Origin of the sequence: Leptolyngbya sp. NK1-12 (genome assembly GCF_032598965.1) — a bacterium.
GTDB lineage: Bacteria > Cyanobacteriota > Cyanobacteriia > Elainellales > Elainellaceae > Elainella.
Genome location: NZ_CP053586.1, coordinates 2,720,881 through 2,736,886 on the forward strand (window position 1 = coordinate 2,720,881; position 16,006 = coordinate 2,736,886).

13 protein-coding genes are annotated in these 16,006 nt (G+C 51.2%); 5 read left to right on the forward strand and 8 right to left on the reverse strand.

The window, feature by feature from the left end; genetic code table 11:
• Positions 1-102: 102 nt before the first annotated feature.
• The 3 genes from HJG54_RS11435 to HJG54_RS11445 are packed head-to-tail and all read right to left on the reverse strand — an operon-like array spanning position 103 to position 3,161.
• Complete coding sequence (locus HJG54_RS11435) at positions 103-2,040, reverse strand: S9 family peptidase (RefSeq protein WP_316435065.1); 1,938 nt, start codon at positions 2,038-2,040, stop codon at positions 103-105.
• Between the two features lie 29 nt (positions 2,041-2,069).
• Positions 2,070-2,654 (reverse strand): GNAT family N-acetyltransferase, encoded by a 585-nt coding sequence (locus tag HJG54_RS11440; RefSeq protein WP_316435067.1) that lies wholly within the window; start codon positions 2,652-2,654, stop codon positions 2,070-2,072.
• A 15-nt stretch (positions 2,655-2,669) separates the two neighbouring features.
• The gene (locus tag HJG54_RS11445; RefSeq protein WP_316435069.1) at positions 2,670-3,161 is read right to left on the reverse strand and encodes a redox protein; all 492 of its coding nucleotides are present in this window, start codon (positions 3,159-3,161) and stop codon (positions 2,670-2,672) included.
• A gap of 148 nt (positions 3,162-3,309) precedes the next feature.
• On the opposite strand from HJG54_RS11445, the gene HJG54_RS11450 reads away from it, so the two are divergent.
• Positions 3,310-4,194: a LysR family transcriptional regulator gene (locus tag HJG54_RS11450; RefSeq protein ID WP_036004855.1), complete on the forward strand. Its 885-nt coding sequence runs from the start codon at positions 3,310-3,312 to the stop codon at positions 4,192-4,194.
• A 26-nt stretch (positions 4,195-4,220) separates the two neighbouring features.
• Here HJG54_RS11450 and HJG54_RS11455 read toward each other — a convergent pair whose 3' ends face one another.
• Positions 4,221-5,234 (reverse strand): helix-turn-helix domain-containing protein, encoded by a 1,014-nt coding sequence (locus HJG54_RS11455; RefSeq protein ID WP_316435072.1) that lies wholly within the window; start codon positions 5,232-5,234, stop codon positions 4,221-4,223.
• Between the two features lie 785 nt (positions 5,235-6,019).
• On the opposite strand from HJG54_RS11455, the gene HJG54_RS11460 reads away from it, so the two are divergent.
• On the forward strand, positions 6,020-6,433 hold the full coding sequence (locus HJG54_RS11460; RefSeq protein WP_316435073.1) for a response regulator: 414 nt from the start codon (positions 6,020-6,022) through the stop codon (positions 6,431-6,433).
• A gap of 36 nt (positions 6,434-6,469) precedes the next feature.
• On the opposite strand, the gene HJG54_RS11465 is transcribed toward HJG54_RS11460, so the two are convergent.
• Both HJG54_RS11465 and HJG54_RS11470 read right to left on the reverse strand, forming a co-directional pair.
• Positions 6,470-6,838: a Na-translocating system protein MpsC family protein gene (locus HJG54_RS11465; RefSeq protein WP_316435075.1), complete on the reverse strand. Its 369-nt coding sequence runs from the start codon at positions 6,836-6,838 to the stop codon at positions 6,470-6,472.
• A gap of 130 nt (positions 6,839-6,968) precedes the next feature.
• Positions 6,969-7,403 carry a DUF2294 domain-containing protein gene (locus HJG54_RS11470; protein WP_316435076.1) on the reverse strand — a complete coding sequence of 145 codons (435 nt, stop codon included), beginning with the start codon at positions 7,401-7,403 and terminating at the stop codon, positions 6,969-6,971.
• A 728-nt stretch (positions 7,404-8,131) separates the two neighbouring features.
• Between HJG54_RS11470 and HJG54_RS11475 the strand changes: the two genes are divergently transcribed.
• Entirely contained in the window at positions 8,132-10,795 is a 2,664-nt protein-coding gene (locus tag HJG54_RS11475; RefSeq protein WP_316435077.1) for an ELWxxDGT repeat protein, read from the forward strand.
• Between the two features lie 357 nt (positions 10,796-11,152).
• The gene (locus HJG54_RS11480) at positions 11,153-11,938 is read left to right on the forward strand and encodes a CAP domain-containing protein (protein WP_316435078.1); all 786 of its coding nucleotides are present in this window, start codon (positions 11,153-11,155) and stop codon (positions 11,936-11,938) included.
• Positions 11,939-12,052: 114 nt separating this feature from the next.
• Here HJG54_RS11480 and HJG54_RS11485 read toward each other — a convergent pair whose 3' ends face one another.
• Together HJG54_RS11485 and csaB are read right to left on the reverse strand one after the other, a co-directional pair.
• Positions 12,053-13,999, reverse strand: coding sequence for a hypothetical protein (locus HJG54_RS11485; RefSeq protein WP_316435079.1), 1,947 nt, complete (start codon positions 13,997-13,999; stop codon positions 12,053-12,055).
• Between the two features lie 460 nt (positions 14,000-14,459).
• Positions 14,460-15,497: a polysaccharide pyruvyl transferase CsaB gene (gene csaB / locus HJG54_RS11490; protein ID WP_316435080.1), complete on the reverse strand. Its 1,038-nt coding sequence runs from the start codon at positions 15,495-15,497 to the stop codon at positions 14,460-14,462.
• Positions 15,498-15,657: 160 nt separating this feature from the next.
• Here csaB and HJG54_RS11495 point away from each other — a divergent pair, with 160 nt between their 5' ends.
• Entirely contained in the window at positions 15,658-15,963 is a 306-nt protein-coding gene (locus HJG54_RS11495) for a DUF2499 domain-containing protein (protein WP_316435081.1), read from the forward strand.
• The last annotated feature ends 43 nt before the right edge of the window (positions 15,964-16,006 follow it).

A 16,006-nucleotide genomic window follows, 5' to 3' on the forward strand; every position in this document is an offset into this window, starting at 1 on the left:
ATTCTGACTTCTGACTTCTGACTCCTGTCTTCTGTATTCCCAGCTATTCATGGCCCTAGATCTAACTTAACCCTAATGGGTACTGCCCCTAGAAAAATCGGCTTAGGCGGGTAGATTTTCGATCAGCAGCGGTTCGATGGCGTCTGCTAGCTGAAAGCCAAATACTCGCGCATAGAAATACAGTTCACCATCGAGGGCGCGTTTGATATTTTCGGCTTTACGGAAACCATGCTGCTCTCCGGTAAACAAGACATAGGTGACCGGCAATCCCTTTTGACGCAGTATCTCGACCATCATTTCGGCTTGATTAGGCGGCACAATTTTGTCTTCATCGCCTTGGAAGAAGATTAGTGGGCAGTTGAGTTGATCGGCGTGGTGAATTGGTGAGCGCTGTTGATAAATCGGCAGTTCTTCTGGATATTGACCAATCAGGCCATCCAGATATTTGGATTCAAATTTGTGCGTATCCCGCGCCAGAGCTTCTAAATCACTGACGCCATAGTAGCTGGCGCCCGCTCGAAATACATCTCGAAACGTGAGTGCTGCTAACGTGGTGTATCCGCCCGCACTGCCGCCATCAATGCAGAGCCGATTGCTATCTACTAGCCCTTGTTCTACCAGATATTTAGCGCCATTCACGCAGTCATCCACGTCAACGATACCCCATTGTCGCTTCAACCGTTCACGATAGGTGCGTCCGTAACCCGTGCTGCCGCCATAATTCACATCCAACACGGCAATGCCACGACTGGTCCAGTACTGAATGCTGGGGCTGAAGTTGGCCGAAGTCGCTGCGGTGGGTCCACCGTGACTTTTGACGAGTAGGGGAGGGCGTTCGTCGGTGGGTGCGGTGTAGTCTTGGTTTTTAGGCGCGTAGTAGAAGCCGTAGGCTGTTAGGCCGTTTTCAGTCGGGAACTCGATGGATTCAGGAACCGAGATGTAGCCGCTGTCAATTTCTAGGTGACTAGAGCGCCGCAACTCTTGGGTTTCTCTGGTCTGCAAATCGAAGCGAACAATGGCACTGGGGCGAGTTGTTGAACCGCCAATGAATACCGCATATCCGGGGGCAACCTTTAAGCCGCCAATGGCCGAATAGGGTGTTGCAATTTCGCTCAGTTGTAGCGTCTTGGTATGAAGCCGAGCCAAATGCTGGACGCCATTTTCCATATAGGTGCAGATCAAACTCTCTGCCGACTCAAAGCCGTAGGTGGTCATGTCGAACACCCACTGAGGTAAGCCAAACTCGGCTGCCTTGGGGCAAACTGGCTCAATTTCAGACTGGGATGGACTCCAGCGGTACAGATTCCACCAGTCGGTGCGGTCGCTGACAAAGTACAGCACGCCATCGGGTGACCATTCTGGCTGAAAGACTGATTCAGTGGAGCCGCCAGCAATTTTGACGGCACTGCCCAAGGTGCCATCAGCCAGAATTGAAGCCACCCAAAGCTCGGTCCCGTCCCAAGGCATGTTGGGGTGATTCCAGCTCAACCAGCAGAGGTGGCGCCCATCCGGACTAAGGCGAGGCGAGGCGTAAAAGTCGCTGCCCGAAACGAGAATTTGTCCCGCATCCAATTGGGAACCCAACCCGACTGCTACGACTGTATTGATTGGCTCATGGCCGCCTGCTGTATGGTCTTCCCGAATGCAGATCAGGCGCTGGCGCGGTTGATCGACAACAGCATCGGCATAGCGAAACTCGGCTTCCGGCGTCAGGGGGACCGGCTCGCTGCCAATGGGCTGACGATACAGACGCTGATCGGCAAAGTTGCTGAAGTAGACGACGCGATCCGCGACTTGATAGGCTCCGCCGCCATACTCGTGTACGCGGGTCCGCACATTCAGGGGTGCAGGCGTCACGTCGATGGTTTGGCCCTGGCTGTATTGCACCACTACACTGCGGCCCGATTCGGTCGGTCGGCCTTCGCTCCAGTAGATATCGGTCCCATCGAGACGGATCTCTCCCAAGCGAACGCTGCCGGCCACAATCAGGTCCGAAGTGATGGGAGATTTCCAGGAGCCGTAGGGAGTGACTTGGGGCATAGCGGTTTCTAGCTCAGCAATTCCCCAGTCTACCGCAGACGCTTGGCCATCAAAATATCGGGTTTGCCCCAGCCATTCGCGTCGGGAATCACACCCACAATTACAAATCCCAGCTTCTGGTAAAACTCATAGGGATGGTGGCCCAGGTTTTGAATCTTGGCAATCTGCTCGTACAAATCGGGATAGAGATCCACGCCAGCCAGACTCGTACGATGCTCCTCATCATCGGTACCGAGGTAAAGCGTTCTACCACCCCGCTGCCGCACCTGTGTCTCTAAATCCTTGACTAAGGCGTGACCAATCCCGTGCCCTCGCCAAGCGGCATGTACCACCAGCGGATGTAATTCCCAAGTGTGGCCTCTGTATTGCTCGATAGCACCAATCCAGCCGACCACCTGCTGCGCGGCCTGTGCCGATGTGTGCACTGCGACACGACTAATTCGGTCTGCCCCAAACGATTCTTCGACTTCGGCGATGGCGTCGGCTAGAGTTTGCCAACCACTTTCCAGATGTCCGAAGGCATCCACAAGCAGAGTCGCTACCTGCTGAATCGCTGTTGAATCATCTGGCCATAGATCTCGAATATGCAGATCTGCAATTTGTTGGTGAGCCAAGGATCAAATTCCAACTCAAGCCGCTCTCAGTCTAGCGGATTGAATGCCGTGCAGGCGCGGGGGGGGAGCTGCCTGAGAAGTGACATGGAATAAACGCGGAATTTCGAAGCTGTTGTAAACGCGGAATTCGCTTTCTACGCTGGCTTTGGCCGTGCGCACGGCTTGATTCAGCACCAGCGAGCCATTTGGATCGGATACCGACCGATGAAACGTGCCGGGAGGAATGCGTAAGATATCGCCGTTGGCTTCTAAACGCACGATATGAAACGGTGTTTCCCAGGAAAAATTAACTAGATAGAACGTGCGTCCGCCAGAAAGGGCCAGCAAATTGTCTTCCTGGTTGGGATGCAAATAGAACTGCCAGTAACCTTCTGAACTGTTGTTGGGGCTAACGGCAGGCCCATCGTGGAAGACGAGATCGCGGGCGTTAGAATCGGAGATTGTAATGTCGAAGAAGCGGACGTTGGGCGTATCGCGGAATTTTTCGTAGGGTATCAGTTCAAACATGGTGCTTACGGTTGTCTAAAACTAGACAGTTTGGTTCGTAAAATTTTGCAAAACTTAATCGCTGTCTCTTTAGGCTAACGGCAGCAACTTGCCAGGATCAAAATCCATACCGACTCACATCTATGCAAAAACCAGATGGATCTATCAAATGAACATTGAGCATCTGCAAATTTTACGGATGGTAGTAGAATGCGGCAGTTTTTCCACAGCTGCCTTGAAGCTGGATATCTCTCAATCGGCGGTGAGTCGTGCCATTGCTGCTCTGGAAGAGGAACTGGGTGTCTCGCTGCTGACAAGAGGCCGCTTTGGAGCGCATCCTACCCTGGTAGGAGAACGGGTACTGCATCACGCTCGTATCATGTTAGAAGCCCGAGAAAATATCGACTATGAGATCAATATCGCCAAAGGTTTGCAAGGCGGGCGAGTGCGGGTGGCCTCGTTTCGCAGTGCCGCGACTCATCTGCTGCCGCCTCTGATTGCTCGCTTTTGTCAGCGCTTTCCGGCAATTGATGTGGCGATTACGGAAGATGATCCGATTGGGGTGGAGCAGGCGTTGCGCGAAGGCCGGGTTGATCTTGGTTTGGTGCCCCTACCGCGCTCATCCGAAGATTTTGATACCTGGGAAATTGCTAGAGATGAATTTGTGGTGCTGTTGCCGCGTTCTGCCCAACCCATCCCAGCCCAATTGACCTGGGCCGCCTTATCTCAGTACTCATTCATTCTCTACAACTATGCCGAATGCACCTCTGCCGTGCGCAACCACTGGGCCAAATGGGGCCAGTCGCCCAAAGTTGCCTACGAAGTCAAAGAGGATTCCACCATTGTCAGTATGGTAGCCCAGGGTTTGGGAGCTGCCGTTTTGCCCAGACTAGCTGCCCTGCCGATTCCTGCTGGGGTAGAGGTGCGTTCGCTGCCGGTGCCGCTAGAGCGCATCATTGGAGCTGCCACCGTTGCCAATATTTTGCAGCCCCCTGCCGTTTTTGCCTTTCTCGATCTGCTGCGAGGCACTGGGCTGTTTGCCGATACGCATTAATTCAGTAGCTCAGATAGCTCAGTTTTTCAATTGGTCGAAGTTGTTGAATTCGTGGATGGAGCAGAACCTGATGTTGGTGATTTTGCAGTAAATGTTTTTTCGGTTACATCGCCCAAGGCGCCCATTTTCTGGGCCGTTCCCCCATTGTGGGAGACGGAAACAGCGCCAGCATTGCCAGCCAAAATCACAATCTCGCGGTTGCCAGACCAACTCTGCTGCGTGCCTCTGGGAAGCACGGCTTCAGCTTTCACCTCGCCATCTACAATCACCTGTACCCAAGACTCATCTGTTAAATTCAGCTTGACGTTGACTGGGGCATTGGTACTGCTGGGATTCGATGAGCTACCAGCCCTTGGAGAACTAGAAGTGGTAAGACTTGAGCTGTTGGGGCTTGGTGAGGCTGTGGGCAAAGACTGCGCCTGTGGTGAGGTTGGGGCAGGCGAGACTGCTGTAGGTGAGGTGGGTGAAGGCGATGCTGCTGGGGTCGGTGTCTCAGGCGAGGCGTTGACCGGTGGCTGGGATGGCAAAACAACAGCTGAGCGCGTTGGAGCATCGGGCTGGCGCGAAGAAATAGCCCGCACAACTGCCAAAGCGATACCGCCTAACCCTAACAGAGCTGCCGCTGCAATGTAGGGCAAAAAGTTGGTTGAACGGGGTGAGTGGCGAGTCGAACGAACTGAGCGAAATTCATCCTCGCTCTGAGTATGGCTATAGCTGGCTTCAGAGACGCTTTGTAGCTCTTGATTGGAGCTGACCGCAGTCACGACTGGTAAGGGCGTCACATGGACTGGAAATCGTTGCGATAGGTCCGTTCCATCTAACCCTAGGGCATCGGCGTAGCGACGAATAAACCCTTGAATGAAGACGGGTTCTGGCAACGGTCGGTCTTGCCCTGCTTCTATTGCTTTCAGAAGTCGCAGAGGAATGTAGGTTTTAGCAGCGATGTCTTCGAGAGAGCGTTCTTGCTCCTGGCGAACTTGGCTCAAATAGCTGCCAATCGCCCGTAGCTGCTCCTGTTGTACAGTGTCTAAAGTACCCACCTGATTCTCCCTGTACTGCCTACGAAACTCGACGTGCCCTTTAAATTAACTGTTGGAGCGCTCCTTTTCAAGCTGTGTTTGTTGGGTTGCTTCCGCCAACTGTAGTAACTTAATTCCTAAAGATTCTAGTAGCCTACCTTTACTTTAGAAGCTGTTGACAAAGTATCGAAGTATCCCTTTCTGAAGTGCTCACCGGACTATATCCCCTTCAACAATCCGCTCAACGCCAGGGAATAAAGATTCTTTAGGTGTTGCGTGTAATTGCATTAAGTTAAATGAGTTCAGCCACCTAAAAGAAAAATGGCAGACTAGAATGGAAAGTCAAGTTAGATAACACTTAACCCGATTGTCTAGCATTGACAGAGTAGGGTTAAATAATTAAATTATTATTAAATTCTCTCAACAATTCCCTGCAGACAGTCAATGGGTTAAGGGTTCTGATTAGTAGGTGAGTGAGAGATCTGGTTAGGCTGTTTTAAAGAGGTTTTGAATTTAAGTAATTTGACTTAGTCCAGTTAAGCATCCTGGCTTAGATAGGTCAGGGTTAGGATGAATTTACGCTCTATCGATTTGGATCCATAGTTGGTGATGATTTGAATTTGATTGGCGATTCACTTTTTCCTTACTGCTTCTGTTGAGGGAGTTCTACAGAACTAGTGAGCAGAAGGTTGAACGCTTCAAAGTTGATACGAGCCAATCTATTTCAGGCGTCATTGGCCGCCCGGAGAATGCCTCGTTTGATGAAGCCACGGAATTAGGTGTTCTAGTTTTTTGGAGTTTCGGCAATGACTACTCATCCGATGCCTTTGAGCAGCCCGGAAGAGCAATTGACTGCTAAGCGATCGCTGGTCCTAGCAGTCGATGACGATGACGACAATCTTTTTCTACTAAGCTATGCTCTAGAACTCCTAGATTGCGAGTTTGTTGGAAAAACGAGTGGACAAAGTGCTGTAGCCTTTGTGAAGGAGCGACAGCCTGACCTAATTTTACTGGATGTGATTCTGCCCGATATGCACGGCACTGAACTGCTCCAACTCCTGAAGCAAACTGCCCAGACTCGATCAATTCCTGTGATTGCGGTTACGGGATTGGCGTCCTGCGAAGACCGAACTGAGCTGCTCAATCAAGGATTTTCAGCTTATTTGAGTAAGCCCTACATGGTTGAGGATCTAGAAGCCTTGGTGCGTCAGTATTTGTGAGTGATTCATTTCGAGCCACCTGCTCAGCTGCTTGGCTCAGGGTTGTTCAACCTGCTCTAGAGGTTGGGTCAAGATAGCGCTGATGCTAACCAATCCGGTTTCAAGTTGGGTGGTCATTAAAACCTCTGCAACTCCAACTTTGCTGATCTGCTCAATCAAGCTTTGCAGCTTTGGCTGGAGAATTGCACTTAAACCCGCTCGGATTTGCTGTACCAGCTCGACTCGACCCGCCGTCAGCAGCAATTGCTCTGGATAAGTGAGGCCATCTTCTAGAAAAATGACCAACTTATTAGCAAAAACCCGGCAGGTCACCTGACGAGGTTGCCGTTCCAATTGAGCGGCATAGAATGCTTGGATTTGTTCTGCTAAAGAGCGTTCAAGCTGCTGATACCTCGCTCCTGTCATGAACCTTTACCCTGCAATAGACAACCTCTAACAAATTTGCCTAGGGCGTTGATGGAGTTGGTGAGAACTGGGCTGCCAATGGCAAAAGTTAAATCAGAGAACTGGGATAGTCTTGCCTTTACTCTGCTTTCTACTCTTCCTTCTCACTGAATTTTGGGTCATTCTGCCCCCCTTTCTTAGCAGCTTTTCGGCTCGTGGAGGGTCTAACCGGAGGAGGCTCTTCTAGTACGACAATCATGCCGGTTCGTCCTGTCTCCAGCGTGGCATCGCTGAGTAAATCCAGCACATTGACCTGTAAAACCGTTTCGATTAGAGATTTTAGGCGAGGGCGAATGGCGCTATCCAGGTCTTCCCGGACCTGCTCGGCTAGCTCGATGTTGCCATCTTCGGCGAGTAGTTGCTCTGGTTGTGTCACCGAATCTTCGATCACAATCGCTAATTTCTCGTCGAATAGTTGACAGGTAATTTTTCCAGGGCGGTGTCCTAACTGGTCACGGTAGAGGGCTTGAATCTGCTGTGACAAAGCACGTTCGGCTTGTCCACGGGTGGCAATTTGAGTTGACATAGGCGTAGTAATCGGTGAAGGTAGATCTCTACCAACAAGCGAACTGCTCAGCCAATCAGTTTTGTGCTTTCCCTCAAGCTTGGGACATTTCTAAACAGAGCCAGTTCGCAATACCAGCTTGCAGTCCTAATTTGCAATACTAGCGGCAACAAACGATCGCTCTGTGGATTCTGCTACTATAATTCTTTCAGCAACAGAAAACCTAAGAAATCAGCAGTATTCGGTTGTTGATAGAGATGTGATTTCAACAGTAATAATGGCGTAACTCGTTAAAAAATCAATCGCGATTTCTTCATCAAGATATCGATCACACAATAGTCGTGGCGGCCCTCTGGCGATGGATATTTCTTGGGTTTGAAATCTGTCTTCAGGCAGAATTCGATAGCTCGTTCAATGGCTCGTTCCATCGAGTTAAAACCGTGAGTTGAGTAATCATCTGGTGCAATCCTCTAATTGCCCAAGTTGTTTGTTCGTGAACCTACGGATAAGATCAACCTCTTTTTTAACTTCAGATGAACTTGTGAACTTACAGCGTTTTTCACTCATGTGAGGTATAGGGGGTGTGGGGGCGTCGCCCCCACGCAGGGGCACTGCTCCTGCACCCCGTTTTTCGTACTTCCCTAGCCTGAAAAAGGCTGTATCAATTTGTCATCTGTTCATTGGTGATTTATTCACAGTTAGAAGGGGGAAGACTAAACCATGTCGGAAACCTATGGGGTAATACAGTTATGGCGAGAGCGGCAGGAGGCGACAGAGATAGCCGGCTAAATGGAGCCAGCGTCATTGATCTGAACACAGTCGTAAGCGGTCGATTTCCGCGTAAAGATCTAGACGATTTAGTTCGCTTGAATGTTAGCCAGCGCAGTAGTTTCAGCCTCACACTGACTGGCATTGCCAAGAGAAATAATGTAGATGTCGAGCTATATCGGTTGATTCGCCCAGTTGGCGATGTGCTAAAAAGTATCGGCAAAATCGATTTTCGGCGACTGAAGGCTAGAGAACGCAATGCGAATTTTCAGCTTGTTGCCGCTTCTAGAAGGGGTGGCAATCGTGCCGAAAGTATTACAACCGAGCTAGATGCCAGCGAGTATTTTATTCGGTTTCTCAAGCGGCAGGGCAACAACACTCGCTATGTTGCCACTCTGGCAGGCAGCCCAATTGCTGGTCCGAACCCTGGCCCCAATCCCGGTCCGATTCCTGGTCCCAATCCCGGCCCCAATCCCGGTCCGATTCCTGGTCCGAACCCCGGTCCGATTCCTGGTCCGAACCCTGGCCCAATTCCTGGTCCTAGCCCAGTTCCGGTAGTTCCGATTCCAGGCACCAGTACCAGCGGGCAGCTCAGCAGCAATGAATTTGAGAAGCGCTACTCGATCGATGTCGGACGCGGCGATTACCAGTTCACCTTATCTGGCTTGAGCGGCGATGCTGATCTGGAAATCCTTTCGGCAGATGGAAAAACCAAGTTTAAGTCGTCGCTGAATTCGGGTACCGAAGCAGAGCGATTGATTCAACCGCTAGAGCAAGGAAAATACATTGCGCGTGTATTTCGTAAAACAGCGGGTACAACGCCAATTAGCTTTAGACTGAACTACGCCAAGCAAACCGATACGGTTAGAAACACTGAAGCAACGGCCACTGACCTGGGCACCCTAGGTACAACAAACACACCACCCAAAATCGATCGGCTGAATTATGTAGTCGCTAATGGCAAAGATTCGCCGGTGGACTACTTCAAATTCAAAGTGCCTTCCCGGGGTACGCTTAGACTTGAACTGTCCGGAAAACCGATTGATGGGGGGCTGTTTGGCGATTTGGATGTCGATGTTTATGCCCCAGGAGAGCCGAATACTTCTGCCGATCGCGGTAAGAATCCGGGACGGGCGGCTGAGATATTCAATGGAACCTACGACCCCAACATCACGTACTTCATTCGCATTCAACCCAAGGCAGGCACTACGGACGGCTCTACCTATAAACTGAATCTTGCGTTTACTCCCGGCAATGGCAATCCCACTCCTGTGCGGGATATTCTGGTCGGCAATGCCAGCTCTGGTGCGAACAACTTCACGGACGTTAACGGGTTAGCTTACTTCACAGCCGATTCCATTAATGCGCAAGGTCAGCGCAGAACCTCACTTTGGGCCTCGGCAGGAACCCTCACTCGCACCACCAAACTGTTTGACTTCCCGCAGAGAGCAGAATTGAGAGACTTCACGAGAGTAGGTGGTCTGCTCTACTTTGTGGCGAATGATGGCGTCAGCGGAACCGAACTATGGGTGAGCGATGGCACAGCCCAAGGCACCAAACGAGTCGCCGATTTGCAACCAGGAGCCGGTGGTTCGAACCCAAGCGATTTAACGGCGGTCGGCAATACACTGTATTTCTATACCAATGTTGTAGTGGGTGGCACAGGTAATAACCAACAGCGGCTGTATCGTCTCCAGGCTGGCTCCACTGCGCCTCAACAACTCTTTGATGCGGCACTCACCAACAATCCCGAATTTGGTAATCTAACGGCGGTTGATGGTGTGCTCTACTTCACGGCTAACTTTGATGTCGGGGGCGGTTTTGTTGAGAGCAACCTCTGGCGCGTTGGTAGCAACAATCAGCTCCAGCGGATGCGACTGCGGCAGGCCGACGGCGAAGGTGGCGCAAACCCAGATAACTTGATCGCAGTTGGCAACAGACTCTTCCTCACGGCTGATGTTGAAATCAATCCCACCACCACCAACCGAGAGTTGGTCCGGATCAATACGTTTAGTAGCGGTGCTTTCAATTCAGCGAACTTCACGGTTTACAACCTGAATGGCACCAACGAGGGCAATCCGCAAAACTTGCTTTACAATGCTGGTACCAAAACGCTCTACTTCACGGCAGCTGACGCCGGCACAGGGATCGAGTTGCGCAAGCTGCAATTTACTAATGGCCCTGCCGATAATGTTACGCCAACGCTAGTGAGAGACATTCGCTCTGGTAATGCCAGCTCGAACCCAGCTCAACTGCTTAATTTTGGCAACCAACTCATCTTCTCAGCCGATGATGGATCGGGAGCTAATGCAGGAGCTGGTAGTGCACTGTGGATTACGGACGGTACAGAAGCCAATACCCGCAAACTCTCAGAATTGACCGGATTGAGTGGCCTCACTAACCTGACCAACCTGAAGCAATTCACGGGTATTAACAACAATCTCTTCTTTGTGGCAACAGCACCGGCATCGGGAGAGGAATTGTGGAAATTAACGCTGAACAACAATCAGGGAACATTGAAGCAATACGACATCAATCCGACGGGTAGCTCGTCGCCTAACTCACTGGCAGCGGTTGGTGGGCAGCTCTTCTTTGTTGCCAACAACGGCACCGATGGTAACGAACCATGGAGCATCCTGGCTTAAGCCTGCAACACCGATGTTATTTTAGCTACCTAAGTCTAAATACTATAAACCTCTCGCTTCGGCTGGGAGGTTTTTTTGTTTACCGATTTGCTGATGTGATTTGCTCACGCCAAAAACTCGGCTAAATTCTTAAATCTTCCTGTAATTACTTGGCAGGTTTGCTTTGCTCGCTCCTGAAATCCGGTGATTTTCTACAGCCAGAGGGACATCAGGGTAGCAATTCGTCTGGTTAGTGTCATAAGTAATATTACTTAAACTTTATAAAAACTTGTCTTTATTTAGACAGAGTTACTGAACAGTTTGAGGTGCGCTCAGGCCACACTAGCCCTGCTGAATTATCGAGCGGGAAATTGACCTATGCGTTCTGTAACTCACCTCAGATCGGCGACGACGATTAAACCTCGATCTGGGCCGGGTAACTACCGTGGCTTGGTTGGAGCCACAAATCCAACGCGCTACTACCGCCTTCAGTTAAACCAGCGCAGTAGTCTGAATCTTTCCTTGTCGGGTCTTCAAGCCAATGCTGATTTGGCTCTAGTGAATCAGCGTGGTAAGGTGATTGGCCGTTCAGCTGGGGCTGGTCAAAACAGCGAAACTATTAACCAAACCGTGGCTCCGGGCACCTATTATGTGCGTGTTAGGCGTCAACAGGGGACAACACGCTATCAGCTCACAATCAATGTCAATGCTGCACAGCAGGCTGCAATTGCCTCTCAATTTAGTGCTTCGTCGGGCAACGCGCTCGTAGATCAGGTGGTGGCCTTGGTCAATGTCCAACGCCAGCAGATCGGACTAAAACCGTTACGGCTCAATCCTTTCCTGACAGCTTCAGCTCAAGCTCACAGCCAAGATATGGCGCTGAATGATTTCTTTGGTCACCAAGGTTCCAACGGTTCAACCGCAGATCAACGCATTTTGGCAGCGGGTTATAACTACGCCACGCTAGGAGAAAACATTGGGGCTGGATTTTCGACACCGGAAGGAGTGATGCGAGCTTGGATGGAAAGCCCTCCCCATCGTGGCAACATCCTTCATCCAGCCCTAGAAGAGATCGGGGTTGGCTTCTATTTCTTGGAAAACGATCCAGGCGATGCTAATTTCCGCTATTACTGGACTCAGAATTTTGGTAAACCGCTGCGCTAAGGCAAAGCGTGCCCTAATTGCTGGGGTCTGATTACTGAGATCTGATTACTGAGATCTGATTACCGAGATCTGATTACCGAGATCTGATTACTGAATTTGATTGCCCAGATTCACTTAACTGCGAGGAAAAGAAGGCAGATCGACCATAGCTAGCGACTGGCGCTTTTTGCCAGGGCGCAGTGGATAAACCACTGGGGAGGGCCAACTGGAGCTAGCAAAAGCCGGAATTTGATCTGCTTCTGGTGGTGCTTCTGTTTCTACGGGTGGGCTGGCAGGAGGGGCCACGGTTCCGATCTGAGGGGGAGCCGTTTGCCCAATCCGGCGAATCAGGGGCGCTATAGCAGCAGCATCACCACCCAATTCAGGTGCAGTTGTTTCAGCAGCAGGTAATGGGTCAACTGCGTTCAGGGGTGCAGTTGCTTGATCCGCTTGGTGAGAAGGAGATTGGCGAGTAAACTCCAGGGATTCAAATGCTGCTAGATCGCCCGAAAGGCTGGCTTTAACAACATCTTCGGTTGAGACATCGATTAGGCGGGCCAAATCTTGCCAGAGGGCGTCTTCTGCATCGGCCATTGTGGCTGCCAATAGCTCATCTGCACTGGTAGGCTGTGAGCTAGGCTCAGCGGAAGGGAGAGGCGCAACGTGGGTAGGGCTGGTCTCTGGAAGCTGGGATGCTGGAGCAGGAGATGACTCGGCTAACAAGGCTTCTGCCAACAGATCTGCCAAGGGCTGCACGACTTGATCAAGCTGCTGCTGCAAAGCCGGATCGTTGACCAACTGATGGACCTGTTCCTCCAAACTGTAGTCCTCTAAAGCCTGTTCTTCTCTATGCCCCAGCGCTGGATTCATAGGAGCTTCAGGTGCCGGAACCGGCTGCTCTGGTAGCTGCTCGGGTAAGTGATCAGACGATTGATGGGCCGTAATATGCAGCAGCGGCAGGTCAAACGATGGCAGATTGAGGTGGGTAGTTTGAGTGGGGTTAGCCGAAGCTGAAGCTGGCGTTTCTGATGGAGGAGACTGCTCCTCCGATAAATCGAGCTGGTGCAGCTTCATCCAAGGAGTTTGAATCGACGTTTGAGCCGACCAGGGCTTAATTCGCTGGGCTTTGGGTAGGAAGGGTGCTTCGGTTACAGGCGCAGGAGGTTCCACACTGGCTGCTGGCTCATAGGGAGTTTCATAATGGGGAGTCGGCACCTCTAGGGATTTCTCTAAGGCAGCTTTGAATTGCAGCGTATAGCGCTGTTGCCGCTGCAGTCGGGACTGCAAATCCCGGCAGGTGCTTTCCGATTTTGTCAATAGCTGGGTTTGCTCGTTGTAGCGCTGCTGAATCAAAGCGGCTTCGCGTTCGAGTTGGGCTACGCGCTCTTGGCTAGTTTCGAGCTGCCCGGTGAGGGTTTCAATCAAAATCTGCTGCCGCTGGTTGGTTTGGTGGGCAAACTCTAGTTGGTTAAAGAGAGTTGTGACCTGCTCCTGCACAATTGCCCAGTCCTGAGCATTGTAAGAATGCACATCCTGAGTCCGTCCTACCTCGGCTTGCAGAGCGCTCTGGCTATCTTCTAGCGCTTCTTCGAGCTGGGAGACCCGCTCCATCAACACGCTGTTGCATTGATTCAATTCCTGAATCAGGGAAATTAACTCAGACAAATTTGGCACTGCGGCTGGGTCGATTCCTTGCTGTGACCAACCTTCTTGTGACCAACCTTCTTGTGACCAAGCTGCGATCGAAGACAAATTGGCTGCAACGGAAGCAGGCAAGGTCTGGCTCTGGGGCATCATGTCAGTCTCTTCAGCCGCCAGCATTTCTAGGTCTAGGTCTTCAAACGCAATGTTATCTAACTCACTGGCGTCAAAAATTGCATTTCCATCCAATAGCGCTGTTGATTGCTCAGATTGTTCAGCTACTTGCTCAGCTGCTTGTTTATCTGCTTGATCAGCAGCATCTGCCCCTCTCACTGACTCCGGCATTGACTCTGGCAACCCGTGTTGGGTGACTGATGAGTCAGACAAATCAACTGACTCTGACTGACCTTGAGGGTTGAAAGGGGCATTGGGTTCACTCATAGCTCTAACTAACTCAAAGGCTACAAAAAGACAGAATGCACGATGCGGTTGGAACTTGTTCGGAACTTGTAACGATAGGAACTGGAGACTTGAGACCGAAGCTTGGAGCTGGCAGGATGGAACTTCTGACTGATGAGAACCTAGCTTAGAAAATTTCGCTTTTCCGGAACAGGCACCAACGCAATTATTTTTGAGATGATACCACCGCCGCTACGGAATTTTCATTGCCAATTCTAAACAACGTCCTAATTAGCGATTGGAGGCAAGACAAACTAAGGTCGGTTGCTGCTAGTGCACCGATCGAATGTCTGTCTATTGAACACCTAACTTAGTAACACAGAAAATCAAATTGGCATCAACTTTTTGCCTGATTCGCTTTTAAGATGCTTGAACAAATCTCCTTAAAAAGAATTTTATAACCTGCAGGCAAATTTGGCAGATGCAATCAGCAATCAGGTGATTAGCCCAAGACAGTGTACAGCAGCTCTTGATGCGTCTGGGCGCGATCAACGAGGGCCTGCACTTGCACATTGGAAAGGGAATCGCCATTGACATACTGCTCCAACCAACGCTGGCAAAGTGAGGCAGAGTCCAGCGGCAAGTCTTCTAAGCTAACGCCAGGGAGATCCAACTCCTGCATCAGATAGGTGACTTTTGGATCGTAGCTGAGGCCAAAACAGCGACACTCAGAGGCCGCCGCCATAATCAGGGCATGGAGCCGCATGGCGATGGTCATTTCCACCCCGTGAAAAATTCCTTTGAGCTGCTGGGGATCAGTGAGCTTAATGATCTGACTAGGACCGGAAAGTTGAGCCTGAATCGTTTCGGCAATGGCCAGATCTTGAGCAGGCTGAAATGGAAGCAATAACATGCAGGTCTGGGTGGCGGTTTGAAAATTCACCAGAGCGGTTGTGAGAGTTTGCAGGCGGTCTGGTGTCAGATAACGATGGGATCGCAGCGCTACAGCAATTCTCGGTGCCGGTAAGTCCCATAGGCCAGGAACGGATTTGGCTTGTAGTGCCCAGACCGGATCGGGAGCCAGCGTAAAGGGGATGTCCCATGCGGTAAGCTGCTTCGCCGAGGCAATATCTCGGACGCTGATAGCTGTACAGCGAGCAAATACCTGCCGAGTCAACCACTGCACCCAATTCCGTTGCAGCGGGCCGATGCCCTGTGCCCAGGCAATTGTCTTTAGGCCCATCCGTTGCGCCAATCCCATCAACCCACCGTAGTAGAGAGGACTGATGGCACCCGTAGTGTCTTGCATCAAACTACCGCCGCCCCAGATAAAGGCATCTGCACCGCGCAACGCTTGGAGGATGGCTGGCAGTGACATGCGGTCGTAAGCTTCTACTCCATAGCGGCGCTCTGTTTCGGCTGGATTTCCCGACAGCACTACGGGTGTGACCTGAGATGGCAACATCTGTAATAAAGTTGCGAGTAGAGCCTCATCGCCGCCGTTACCTTTGCCGTAATAGCCACACAAAACTGCTCGCATTGCTCTTTCCTCGTTCCTTACCCCTAATCCTTCCCGGAGTCGATGTTGGCCTGCTGGATAGCCGTGTTTCAGCCAACAGTTTATGATGATCTAGCGATCATTCCAGTAATCATAGGGTGAGCGGTAGCTTTGCAGCGAGTTTGGACTAAACGAGTTTTTTATGCATGCCCTTTCAATTCCTACTTGGGTTATTCACATTTCCAGCGTGATTGAGTGGATCGTGGCCATTTGGCTAATTTGGATCTACAGCGAGGTCAGGGGCAATCCGGCTTGGCGCATGCTGTCACTGGCGATGCTGCCAGCTTTGATTAGCGCCATGTGTGCCTGTACCTGGCATTTGTTTGACAATGCGCCTGAGTTGGAGTGGCTAGTCACCCTACAGGCCGCGATGACGCTGGTGGGCAACATCACCCTCTGCGCAGCCGGCTGGTGGATCTGGCGCAGCACGCAAACGGCGCGACCTTAGACATCTCTTCGTTCGCCTGTGCAGCCCAAAGATTTGGCAGCGA

Bases quoted from the DNA above. Each gene is read 5' to 3' on its own strand.
- HJG54_RS11465 (WP_316435075.1), bottom strand. From the start codon at position 6,838: ATGACAGGAGCGAGGTATCAGCAGCTTGAACGCTCTTTAGCAGAACAA.
- HJG54_RS11450 (WP_036004855.1), top strand. From the start codon at position 3,310: ATGAACATTGAGCATCTGCAAATTTTACGGATGGTAGTAGAATGCGGC.
- HJG54_RS11485 (WP_316435079.1), bottom strand. From the start codon at position 13,999: ATGAGTGAACCCAATGCCCCTTTCAACCCTCAAGGTCAGTCAGAGTCA.
- HJG54_RS11495 (WP_316435081.1), top strand. From the start codon at position 15,658: ATGCATGCCCTTTCAATTCCTACTTGGGTTATTCACATTTCCAGCGTG.
- HJG54_RS11480 (WP_316435078.1), top strand. From the start codon at position 11,153: ATGCGTTCTGTAACTCACCTCAGATCGGCGACGACGATTAAACCTCGA.
- csaB (WP_316435080.1), bottom strand. From the start codon at position 15,497: ATGCGAGCAGTTTTGTGTGGCTATTACGGCAAAGGTAACGGCGGCGAT.
- HJG54_RS11435 (WP_316435065.1), bottom strand. From the start codon at position 2,040: ATGCCCCAAGTCACTCCCTACGGCTCCTGGAAATCTCCCATCACTTCG.
- HJG54_RS11460 (WP_316435073.1), top strand. From the start codon at position 6,020: ATGACTACTCATCCGATGCCTTTGAGCAGCCCGGAAGAGCAATTGACT.
- HJG54_RS11470 (WP_316435076.1), bottom strand. From the start codon at position 7,403: ATGTCAACTCAAATTGCCACCCGTGGACAAGCCGAACGTGCTTTGTCA.
- HJG54_RS11475 (WP_316435077.1), top strand. From the start codon at position 8,132: ATGGCGAGAGCGGCAGGAGGCGACAGAGATAGCCGGCTAAATGGAGCC.
- HJG54_RS11445 (WP_316435069.1), bottom strand. From the start codon at position 3,161: ATGTTTGAACTGATACCCTACGAAAAATTCCGCGATACGCCCAACGTC.